The organism is Corallococcus aberystwythensis (assembly GCF_003612165.1).
Classification (GTDB): domain Bacteria; phylum Myxococcota; class Myxococcia; order Myxococcales; family Myxococcaceae; genus Corallococcus; species Corallococcus aberystwythensis.
Genome location: NZ_RAWK01000040.1, coordinates 35,229 through 45,448, shown reverse-complemented (window position 1 = coordinate 45,448; position 10,220 = coordinate 35,229). Strand labels below are relative to the sequence as shown.

Below are 10,220 nucleotides of genomic sequence, written 5' to 3'. Positions count from 1 at the left end.
GGGGGGCTGCTCCACCTGCCCGGCTGGGTGCGCGACGAGGGGGGAGATGCCACGCCCATTGTCACGGGCCCGGCGCTGCGGGGACTGGAGACGGACTTCGTCGCCAGCCCGCTGCCGGACGCGCCCGGGCGCTGGCGGCTCTCCTCCCGGCGCTAAGCCCCTGGACTTCCACTGCGGCCCCCTCTGCCCGGCGAGAGGTTCCCAACTGGTCCGACAGTCGGACCAGTTCGCGCGGTGCGCCGCCGCCAGGGCGGCCCCGCCGGGTTCTCACCTTCTCATTCAGGGGGACGGCCTTCGTGCCCGAGAGCCCGCCGACCGCTCAGGGCTTGATGCCGTGCCTGCGCAGGAGCCGGTAGAAGTGCACGCGGTCCATGCCGGCGGTGACGGCGGCCTGGGCCACCTTGCCCTGGTGCTTCTCCAGCAGGGCGCGCAGGTAGCGCCGCTCGAAGTCGTCCACCACGCGCCGGCGCTGCTCCGCGTACGGCCGTGACAGGTCCACCTCCAGCGGGCTGCCCTCCGGACGCGAGTCCTCCTCCGCCAGCGGCAGCGCGTCCTCGAACACGAGGCAGCGCTCCAGGTGGTTGCGCAGCTCGCGCACGTTGCCCGGCCACGCCGCGTGCCGCAGGCGCGACAGGAACTCCGGCGTGCGCAGCGCGCCCGTGCGCTCCGGATCCGCGCCCAGCGACGCCAGGATGCCCGACACCAGCATGGACAGGTCCTCCGGCCGCTGGCGCAGGGACGGCATGCCGATGCGCAACACCGCGAGCCGGAAGAACAGGTCGGAGCGGAATCGGCCCGCGTTCACCTCCGCGCGCAGGTCGCGGTGCGTGGCCGCGATGAGCCGCACGTCCACCGGCTGGTACGTGTTGCTGCCCACCCGGCGGATCTCCCTGTTCTCCAGCACGCGCAACAGCTTGGGCTGAAGCTCCGGGGGCAGCTCGCCAATCTCGTCCAGGAAGACGGTGCCGCCGTCGGCCTCCTCGAAGACGCCCGCGCGCCGGCTCACCGCGCCGGTGAAGGAGCCCTTCTCATGGCCGAACAGCTCGCTCTCCAGGATGTGCGGGGGGATGGCGCCGCAGTCCACCACCAGGAACGCCGCGTCCTTGCGCCGGCTGGCCTGGTGGATGGCGAGCGCCGCCTGGCTCTTGCCCGTGCCCGTCTCCCCCTCCAGGAGCACCGTGACGTCGCGCGCGGAGGCCCGCTCCATCATCGCGAAGCAGCCGCGCATGGCCACGGACGTGCCCACCAGCGTGCCGAAGCGCGTCAGCTCCGACAGGGGCAGCCGGTTGCTCTCCGCGCTGAAGTCGAAGCGCAGCACCACCCGGCCCAGCCGCAGCAGGCTGCCGCTGCGCAGGATGCCCTCCACCACCTGCACGCCGTCCACGATGACGCCGTTGAGGCTGTCCAGGTCCTTCACCTGCGGACCCTTGGGCCCGATGCGGACCTCGCAGTGGAAGCGCGACACGGTGGAGTCCTCCACCGCGAAGTCGTTGAGCGGGTGCGAGCCCACCGAGCAGGTGTCCGCCGTGGACTCCCACAGTGTGCCCGCGCCCGGGCCCTCCACCACGGACAGGCGGAAGCGGCGCACCGTGGGCAGGTCCCCCGGACGGCGGGCCTGCTCATACGGCAGCGTCACATGGAGCGCGGCTTCCGCCCCCTCTTCGTCCGGGCGGGCGCCCTTGTCCTTCGACTCCCCGGGGGGCCCGTCGATGCGGGTTCGATCCGACACAGACATGGCCTTGAAACTACCACGTCCGGGCCCCCCGGGGCTGCGGCAGCCGGGTGTCGGGCAGGACACAGAGGCGGTGCGCGAATACGCCCCGCATCAGCTCAGCGTCACGTCCAGGAACATCATCATCACGAAGCCCACCATCAGCCCGGCGGTGGCCTCCTTCGCGTACTCCTGGCGGTGGCTCTCGGGGATCATCTCGTCGCTGACGACGTACAGCATGGACCCGCCCGCGAACGCGAGCGCCCACGGCAGCACGCCGGACGCGAACGACGTGGCGAAGAAGCCCACCAGCGCGGCCGCCCCCTCCACCAGCCCCGTGTAGAGCGCTACCAGCACCGCCTGCTTGCGGCTGTACGCGACGCCCATCAGCGCCAGCGCGACGACGAAGCCCTCCGGGATGTCCTGCAGCCCGATGCCCACGAGGATGGGCACGGCGATGGTCATGGAGCGGCTGCCCACGCCGGTGCCCACCGCCAGCCCCTCCGGGAAGTTGTGCAGCGCGATGGCCAGCACGAACAGCCAGATGCGCTTCATCCGCACCGCCTCCGCGTTGCCCTCCTGGCCCTTGATGAAGTGCTCATGCGGGATGAAGCGGTTGCACAGGTGCAGGAACAGGCCGCCCACCAGCATGCTGCCGCCCACCACCACCGCGGGCAGGAAGCGCGACGGGGTGCGCTCTTCCACCAGGTGGATGGCGGGCACGATGAGGGAGAACGCCGTGGCCGCGAGCATCACGCCCGCGCTGAAGCCCATCAGCACGTCCTTGGAGCGCTGGGAGATGCTGCGCGCGGCCAGGGCGGGCAGGGCGCCCAGGAAGGTGGACAGGACGGTGACGGCGCTGCCAACGAGCGCCAGGACGAGGGTGGACGGGCCGAAACCGCTGTCGGACATGGCCCTCCCAACCTGTCGCACTCGCCGCCGTCCGGCCACCTTTTCGGACACGGCCGGACGCGGGGATGCCCGCCATGGAACAGCAGGTCCCTGGCGGGCACGCACTCAGGGCAACAGGCGCCGCTTCTCCCGCAGGATGAGGTGCCACTCCTGGAGGTTGCGCTGGAGCGCGGACAGCCACGCGTCAATCTCCGGATCCAGGCGTGGATCCACGCCGCGCAGGGACGCCAGGAGCGGCCGGGCGCCGGACTGGCCCAGCCGCGCGATTCCCTCCAGCGACGCCTTGCGCACCGCGAGGTCGCTGTCGCTCCGGTACAGCGAGGTGAGCGAGCGGCGCGCGCCCGCGGACTCGGAGCCCGGCACGCCGCCCAGCGCCTTCGCCGCCGCCGCGCGCAGGCCCGCGTCCTCCGAGCGCAGCTGCTGGGTGAGCTTGCGCACCGCCTCCGGGCTCGCGGCCTCCATGGAGACCTCACCCAACAGGCGCGTGGCCACCGCCGGGTCGCCCGACGCCGCGGCGACCTTCACCGCCGCTTCCGCCAGCTCCGGGTTGTGGCCGAAGTAGATGCCGGCGCTCTCCGTCACCAGGTTCTCCACCACCGCCTTGCGCACCTCTGGCGCGCTGTCGCGCACGAGCTGCTCATAGGTGACGACGCCGCCGTTCTTCGCCATGAACTCCACGGACGGCGAGCCCTGGAGCGCACGCACCGCCGCGGCGCGCAGGCCGGGGTCCACGTCCTGGCTCGCGCGGGAGAGCAGGGGCTGGAGCAGCTCCGGCTTCTGCGCGTTGCTTGCCTTGGTGGCCAGCGCCGCGCCCACGGCCTCCAGCACGGCGGGGTCGCGCTCCTGGCTCACCGCGCGGCCCAGGGCCTCCGGCGGCAGGGCGATGGCGGCTTCCTTCAGGCGCAGCCGCGCGTACTTCCGGTACGCGGGCGAGCCTGTCTTCATGGCCACGCGCACCTCGTCCAGCATGCCCTCCACGGTGCAGGCCGTCTGGGTGGGGACGGGAATGGGCGCGCCCTGCGCCAGGGCCAGCCCCGGCAAGAGCGACAGCCAGAGCGACAGCCGGAGCACCGGGGCCTTCATCGTTCGCGAGCCCATCAGTGCGGCGCTCCTTCCTCGACCACGCAGTCGTGGTGTTCCTTCTTGCCCAGCCAGATGCGCGCGAAGTCCGTCGTGCCGGTGGCGTACAGCGCCTTGAAGTCCAGGTAGTCCTGCCGCAGGCGCGGGTCCTTGCGCGCGAACTCCTCCACCAGAGGCAGGGCGTCCGCGCCGGCCGCGCGCACCGCGAAGCGCAGGAAGGCCCACCTCACGCACAGGTCGTGCTCACCGTCGAAGGCGGCGCGGTACGCGGCCAGGGCCTTCTGTGGATCCTCGGTGACGGCGAGCCGGAAGGCGGCCATCTCCCGCACGTCGCGCTCCTTGTCGGTGCGCATCACCTTGGCCAGCGTGTCGATGGAGTCCGAGTCGAGCAGCGGGTCGGAGTACGACGGCATCTCCAGCGCGAGCAACCGCACGGCCGTGTCGTCCGACGTGGTGCCGATGTCCAGCAGGTCCTTCCAGTACGGCGAATACGTGCCGGTGCGCTCGTAGTCCTCCTTCATCACCCGGCCCAGCGTGCGCGTGGCCATCCACGCGGCGGAGTCCGCGGAGTCATCCTGTGCGATGGCCTTGAGCCGGCCCCGCATCTCCGGCGTGAAGCGATGCTGCGTCTCCAGCGCGTCCAGCGCGGAGGCCCGGTCCGGCGTGGCCAGTGACTTGTCCTCGGCCACGGACACCAGCTTCTCCGCGACGCGCGGGTGGCGCACGGCGGGCGCGGCCTTGAGGGCCTCCAGGTAGATGGCCGGCTCCGGTGGCGCGGCCTTCGCCGCCCACTCCACCAGTCGCAGCGCGCGGTCGGGGTCGTTGCCCACGAGCTCCGTCAGGCGCTCCTGGAGATACGCCACCAGCGCGGTGTCGCGCGCCTGGATGGCGGCGGACACGGCGGCGTGCAGGGACTCCATCGTCGCGGCGCGGTCCAGCGCGGCCAGCCCGTCCCAGCATCCGGGCATGGGAATCTGCTCGCGAGGTCCGGTGCGCGCGGAGGGCGGCGGGCCCACTGAAGCGGCATTTCCAGAGGCGGCCGGAGGCGCGGAGGCCACCGCGGCGGCGGGCAACGGAGGACCGGCGTCATCGGTCCTGGCCGCGCCCCGCCACCACACGACGCCCAGGGCGACGAGGAGGACGAGGCCGGCGAGCGCGACCTTGAAGTGAGAGCGGGAGGTCATGTCGAAGAGGGACTCACGTGGGGAGGGAAGGACGGGCGCACGCGCGCCGGACGCCGGGGACGTGAAGCCGGGCAGGGGACGTGTGGCCCCTGCCCGAAGACACACGCGGACTACAGCGTGGGAACGCCCAGCCGGTTGTTGCAGTAGGCGTTGGTGCCGCACGTGGTGCCGACGCTGGTGTACCAGGCCGACTTGCGCGTGCCGTACTGCCGGTTGTCCGCATGCACGTGCGGGCCGGTGGCGCTGCCCGTGCCGCCCACGAGCCCCAGCGCGCAGCGGTCGCACGTCTTCGTGCCGGAGCTGACGTTGGCGTAGAAGTGCAGCTGGCGGAAGTCCCAGCCGCTCGCGCCGGACACCACGTAGTAGTTGCCCGCGCCGCCGTTGCACGTGGAGCCGTAGCAGGCCGCCGCGCAGCCGCCGTAGTAGTAATAGTAGTAGTTGCCCACCAGCATGCCGCGGTGGTTCCACTCGCCGCAGGTGCCGTTACCAATATCCAGCGCCGTGTGGCTGCTCCCGGTGCAGCCGTAATAGGTGGTCGAGTTCACGTAGGCGGCCGTGTCGCAGATGGGGCCGTTCGCCGTGGCCGCCACTCCCGGTCCGGCCCACGCCGCGGCGGCCAGCGCCACCCCGGCGGACAGCAACGTCTTCAGCTTCATGCGGTGCTCCCTCCCGTCATCCGCCCTCCGTTTCCCCGCGAATGGGGAATGGGCGGTGAAGCCGTAATACATGAAATACTGGAAATCGTCTTGGGAATCGGGAATTGAGAAACACAACGATTCCAGGCGCTTCCGTGGCGCGGTGTGTCGTTCTGGGCCGGGCGACGCAACTGGCGGCAAACGTTCACGACAATCTGGAATGTCGGCGTTCGTCCGACCCTGGCGCTCCGTCGCCGGGACCTCTGGCCGGGTGTCCCCGTCACCTGGGAGTAGCGACATGACCACGATTGGCAAGCCCGGCTCGCGCACGACGTCCCCTGTCACCACCCCGCCGGCGAAGACGCCCGTCACGCCCGCGAAGCCCAACGTGGTGAAGGCCGCCGTCACGCAGCGGATGTCGGACGGCTTCGACGCGGGCCCCCGCACGGGCTCGCGTCCCCAGCTGACGGAGGTCCGCACCACCGAGACGGCGCTGAAGAAGGACAAGGACGGCGGCGGCTTCCTGGGCGGTATCGGCTCGTCCATCGGCTCGGCGCTCGACGCGGTCAAGAAGGGCGTGCAGAAGGCGCTCGCGCCGCAGGTGAGCACGAACGCGGATGGCCGCACGGTGGTGGACCTGGGCGCGGGCAACAACAGCGCGACGGTGTCGCAGGGCAAGGACGGTGGGCTGACCATCAAGTCCGGCAGCGACACGGTGACGCTCACCGCGGAGCAGGCCAAGGGCGCCATCATCAACGGCGGCGCGGGCAACGACTCCATCACCGTGGACGCGAGCGTCACGCAGGACCTCACGCTGGACGGTGGTGACGGCGACGACAAGCTCACCGGCGGCAAGGGCAACGACACGCTCGTCGGCGGCGCGGGCAACGACACCGTCATCGGCGGCGAGGGCAAGGACGCGCTGCAGGGCCAGGACGGCGACGACTACCTGGAGGGCGGCGCGGGCGATGACCGCATCCTGGGCGGCGAGGGCCGCGACGTGCTCTACGGCCTGGACGGCAACGACTACGTGTCCGGCGGCAACGGCCGGGACTACATCGACGGTGGCGCGGGCAACGACCGGGCCTACGGCGGCGAGGGCGATGACCAGGTCATCGGCGGGCGCGGCAACGACACGCTGAGCGGCGGGCGCGGCAATGACGCGGTGGCCGGCGGCGCGGGCACGGACAAGGTGTCGGGTGGCACGGGCACCGACAAGCTCTACGTCGAGGAGAACGAGACCACCGCCGACTCGGAGAAGGCCGAGCGCGAGATCGTGGACATGACGGACGCGGATCAGCGCGGCTCCTCCGTGTCCGTGACGGGCAGCGCGGAGTTCCAGGCGCGCACGCAGTCGGACCTGGACGCGATGCGCTCGCTGCCTTCGGGCCAGGACCTGCTGCGCAGCCTGGATGACAGCGGCAAGAAGACGGTCATCCGCGAGACGTCCCAGGGCAACAGCGCGGGCGGCACGAACTTCAACGACGGCTTCATGAACGCGGACGGCACGCCGGGCAAGGGCACGGACTCGCAGGTGAACTACAACACCACGCGCATCTCCCTGGGCGACGAGGAGTGGATGAACCGCCCGCCCGTTGTCGGCCTGTTCCACGAGCTGGTGCACGCCTCGGACATGAACAACGGCACGCTGGCGCTGGGCTCCAAGAACGGCACGCGCAACCTGGAGCCCTCCGCGGTGGGGCTGCCCATCGACCTGGACCAGAACCCCGCCACGCCGGACGTGGTGCAGGGCGGCCGTCCCGGAGAGAACGTCCTGCGCGACGACCTGAACCTGCCCACCCGCCCGCGCTACTAGGATGCGGGGGATGAGGACGTTCCGCCGCGCAGGTGCCATCATGGCGCTGGCGCTCATCGCCGGGTGTGCGCGGGCGCCGGAGCGGCCCGCGTCCCCGGCCCCAGCGGACCCAGGAGGACCACGCGTGGCCCAGGCGGATGTGGAGCTGAAGGTGGAGTCGGTGGCGAGCGAGGCGGACACGCTCGCCATCACCTACGCGGTGCACAACCGGACGCAGAAGGCCGTGCTGCTCCTGGACGGCCTGTGGGACGTGGGCTTCAGCGGCCACCTCACGCTGGCGCCCGAGCGGGCCTACGTGGACCTGTCCGGCGGCAAGGTCGTGCTGTCGCGGATGCTGCTGCCGGTGCCGGAGGACCTGGCGGTGGAAGCGCCGGAGGTGCCCGCCGTCACCCGCGTGGAGCCGGGCGCCACCGCCAACCGCCGCGCGGTGGTGCCGCTGCCCCTGCGCACCGCGCTGCCGTACCCCACGGGCCCGGAGGAGACGCGCGAGCTGTCCGCCGTGCGCGAGGTGTCCCTGCGCGTGGGCTACCTGCCGGACGCGGACGCCATCGCGCTGAGCCAGGGGAAGGACTCGCAGGGCACGCCCATCCAGACGCCCCGGTACGGGCCGGCGGTGACGGCGCAGCGGGTGCTGGACAGCGGGCCCCTGCCGGTGACGGGCGCGAAGTAGGGAGCGCGAAGCCCTGGCCTCGCCGGACGAACCCGATGACGGCTCCGGGGCCGTCATCGTCACCGAGGACGCGGAGGGACGCCGCTCGCTGCGCTTTGGTGACGGAGGGGCGCGCCAGAGCGTGGTGTGGCCCGGCGAACCGCTGCGGCTGGAGCTGCCGTACACCCGCATGGCCATGGTGGCGCTGGCGTTCGTGCCCCATCCGGAGAACATCCTCGCCATCGGGTTGGGGGGCGGCGCCATCCCCATGTTCCTGCGCGCGGTGCTGCCGGACACGCACATCGACGTGGTGGAGCTGGACGCGTCCGTGGTGGAGGCCGCGAAGACCTACTGCGGCTTCCAGGAGGACGCGCTCCTGCGCGCGCACGTGGCGGACGGGCGGGCCTTCATCGAAGCGGACGGACCGCCCTACGACGTCATCATCCTGGACGCGTACGGGGCGGACCAGATTCCCGGGCACCTGTGCACGCGCGAGTTCCTGGGCGCGGTGCGCGCGCGGCTGACGCGGGGGGGCGCGGTGGTGGGCAACATCTGGGAGTCCGCGGCGAACCCGCACTTCGACGCTATGGTGCGCACCTACCAGGTGAGCTTCCACGGCCTGTCCCTCTTCGAGGTCCCCACCAGCACCAACCGCATCCTGGTGGGGCTGGAGGCTCCGTCGCGGTTGACGCGCGAGACGCTGGTGGAGCGGGCCCGCCGCGTGGAGCGGGATCGGGGGTTGCCGTTCCGCCTGAGCACCCTGATAGCGCAGCGCTACCGGCCCCTGACGCGGCGGCTTGCCCGGGGGCGGGTGCTGACGGACGCAGGGCTGGGGCCCGGGGGCCTCATCCCGGAGGAGTGAGGCCGCTCTGCTGGCCAGTGAGCACGGCCCCGCCCGGCCGCGCCTGACTCGGGGGGCGGCGCTGCTAATCTTGAAGGCTCGGCACGTCAGCATGCTTTCGGGAGACGCGATGAACGGCGCGAACGACGGACGACCCGGCCAGCCCTCTGCTTCCCCCGAGGACGAGGCGCCGCTGGCGGACGGCGAAGCCGAAGGCCTGGAGGCCCGTCCGAAGCCCATCTACGTGTTGGAGGGCAACACGCTGAAGACGCGGCTGACGCGCGAGCTGGGCATCCACTATCCCTTCGTCGGTGCGGGCATGGCGTTCGTGTCCCTGCCGCCGCTGGTGGTGGCGGTGTCAGAGGCGGGCGGCCTGGGCATGCTGGGAACGGCGCCGGAGCCGCCGGGCGTGCTGGAGGAGCGGCTGAAAGCCATCCAGGCGGGCACCCAGCGCCCCTACGGTGTGGACTTCATCGTGGACAAGCTGGAGCCGCACGGCTTCACGACGCGCGACCACGTGGACACATGCATCGCGGCGAAGGTGCCGGTGGTGGTCTTCCACTGGACGTTGCCGCCGCGAGAGTGGATCCAAGCGCTGCAGGCGGCGGGGACGCGCGTCTGGGTGCAGGCCGGCACGGTGGAGCTGGCGAGGCAGGCGTTGGACGCCGGGGTGGAAGGGCTCATCGCGCAGGGGCGTCAGGCGGGCGGGCGCAACCTGGGCAGCACGCCGACGCTGGTGCTCCTGAAGGAGTTCCGGAAGCTGTCGGACGCGGTGCTGGTGCTGGCGGCGGGAGGCATCGCGGACGGCTTCAGCGCGGCGCGAGCACTGCACCACGGCGCGGACGGCGTCTGGGTGGGAACGCGGCTGGTGGCATCGGTGGAGGCGTACGCGCACCCGCTCTACAAGCAGCGGTTGGTGGACGGGGACGCGGGCGACACGACGATGACGACGCTGTTCGGGCCGGAGTGGCCGGGCAAGCGCATGCGGGTGATCCGCAACCGCGTGGTGCGCGAGTGGGCGGGGCGCGAGTCGAGCGTGCCGAAGACGACGGAGTCGGAGGCCATCGGGACGACGCGGTTGTTCCCGGGCGTGCTGGACGTGCAGTACGTGATGCCGAAGTTCAGCTCCTTCCTGCCCACGCCGGACACGCAAGGCGACCTGGAGGAGATGAGCCTCCCGGCGGGAGGCGCGAGCATGTCGCGCATCGACACCGTGCAGCCCGCCGGGCAGATCGTCGTGGAGATGATGGAGCGCGCGCGGCGGTTGCTGGAGTCCCCGGAAGGGCTGGACGACGAGGACGAGGACGACCGGGGTTAGGGGGGGGGACGGTCGCCATGCGCTGGGCCAGTCGCCGTTCCCACAGGTCGAGCGCGTCGTTGACGTAGGCCCGC

At 71.8% G+C, this 10,220-nt stretch carries 9 protein-coding genes; 4 read left to right on the top strand and 5 right to left on the bottom strand.

Annotated elements, in window-relative coordinates:
* Positions 1-319: 319 nt before the first annotated feature.
* The 5 genes from D7W81_RS08950 to D7W81_RS08930 form a co-directional block, all read right to left on the bottom strand.
* Positions 320-1,735: a sigma 54-interacting transcriptional regulator gene (locus D7W81_RS08950; protein ID WP_244227083.1), complete on the bottom strand. Its 1,416-nt coding sequence runs from the start codon at positions 1,733-1,735 to the stop codon at positions 320-322.
* A 90-nt stretch (positions 1,736-1,825) separates the two neighbouring features.
* Entirely contained in the window at positions 1,826-2,623 is a 798-nt protein-coding gene (locus D7W81_RS08945) for a ZIP family metal transporter (RefSeq protein WP_120554909.1), read from the bottom strand.
* A gap of 105 nt (positions 2,624-2,728) precedes the next feature.
* Positions 2,729-3,721: a HEAT repeat domain-containing protein gene (locus D7W81_RS08940; RefSeq protein ID WP_120554908.1), complete on the bottom strand. Its 993-nt coding sequence runs from the start codon at positions 3,719-3,721 to the stop codon at positions 2,729-2,731.
* Positions 3,721-4,887, bottom strand: coding sequence for a HEAT repeat domain-containing protein (locus D7W81_RS08935; protein WP_120554907.1), 1,167 nt, complete (start codon positions 4,885-4,887; stop codon positions 3,721-3,723). The genes D7W81_RS08940 and D7W81_RS08935 overlap by 1 nt, the downstream gene beginning before the upstream one ends.
* Before the next feature lie 110 nt (positions 4,888-4,997).
* The gene (locus tag D7W81_RS08930; RefSeq protein ID WP_120554906.1) at positions 4,998-5,543 is read right to left on the bottom strand and encodes a M23 family metallopeptidase; all 546 of its coding nucleotides are present in this window, start codon (positions 5,541-5,543) and stop codon (positions 4,998-5,000) included.
* Positions 5,544-5,820: 277 nt separating this feature from the next.
* Between D7W81_RS08930 and D7W81_RS08925 the strand changes: the two genes are divergently transcribed.
* The 4 genes from D7W81_RS08925 to D7W81_RS08910 all read left to right on the top strand — a co-directional run bounded on the left by D7W81_RS08925 (position 5,821) and on the right by D7W81_RS08910 (position 10,146).
* A complete protein-coding gene (locus D7W81_RS08925) occupies positions 5,821-7,338 on the top strand; it encodes a M91 family zinc metallopeptidase (RefSeq protein ID WP_120554905.1) in 1,518 nt (505 codons plus the stop codon).
* Positions 7,339-7,348: 10 nt separating this feature from the next.
* Positions 7,349-8,008, top strand: a complete 660-nt coding sequence (locus D7W81_RS08920) for a hypothetical protein (RefSeq protein WP_120554904.1) — start codon at positions 7,349-7,351, stop codon at positions 8,006-8,008.
* Between the two features lie 121 nt (positions 8,009-8,129).
* A complete protein-coding gene (locus D7W81_RS08915; RefSeq protein WP_244227082.1) occupies positions 8,130-8,849 on the top strand; it encodes a spermidine synthase in 720 nt (239 codons plus the stop codon).
* 91 nt (positions 8,850-8,940) lie between these two features.
* The gene (locus tag D7W81_RS08910) at positions 8,941-10,146 is read left to right on the top strand and encodes an NAD(P)H-dependent flavin oxidoreductase (protein WP_244227080.1); all 1,206 of its coding nucleotides are present in this window, start codon (positions 8,941-8,943) and stop codon (positions 10,144-10,146) included.
* The last annotated feature ends 74 nt before the right edge of the window (positions 10,147-10,220 follow it).

Excerpts from the sequence above, each read along its gene's own strand:
- D7W81_RS08950 (WP_244227083.1), bottom strand. The coding sequence starts at position 1,735 with ATGTCTGTGTCGGATCGAACCCGCATCGACGGGCCCCCCGGGGAGTCG.
- D7W81_RS08945 (WP_120554909.1), bottom strand. The coding sequence starts at position 2,623 with ATGTCCGACAGCGGTTTCGGCCCGTCCACCCTCGTCCTGGCGCTCGTT.
- D7W81_RS08940 (WP_120554908.1), bottom strand. The coding sequence starts at position 3,721 with ATGGGCTCGCGAACGATGAAGGCCCCGGTGCTCCGGCTGTCGCTCTGG.
- D7W81_RS08935 (WP_120554907.1), bottom strand. The coding sequence starts at position 4,887 with ATGACCTCCCGCTCTCACTTCAAGGTCGCGCTCGCCGGCCTCGTCCTC.
- D7W81_RS08930 (WP_120554906.1), bottom strand. The coding sequence starts at position 5,543 with ATGAAGCTGAAGACGTTGCTGTCCGCCGGGGTGGCGCTGGCCGCCGCG.
- D7W81_RS08925 (WP_120554905.1), top strand. The coding sequence starts at position 5,821 with ATGACCACGATTGGCAAGCCCGGCTCGCGCACGACGTCCCCTGTCACC.
- D7W81_RS08920 (WP_120554904.1), top strand. The coding sequence starts at position 7,349 with ATGAGGACGTTCCGCCGCGCAGGTGCCATCATGGCGCTGGCGCTCATC.
- D7W81_RS08910 (WP_244227080.1), top strand. The coding sequence starts at position 8,941 with ATGCTTTCGGGAGACGCGATGAACGGCGCGAACGACGGACGACCCGGC.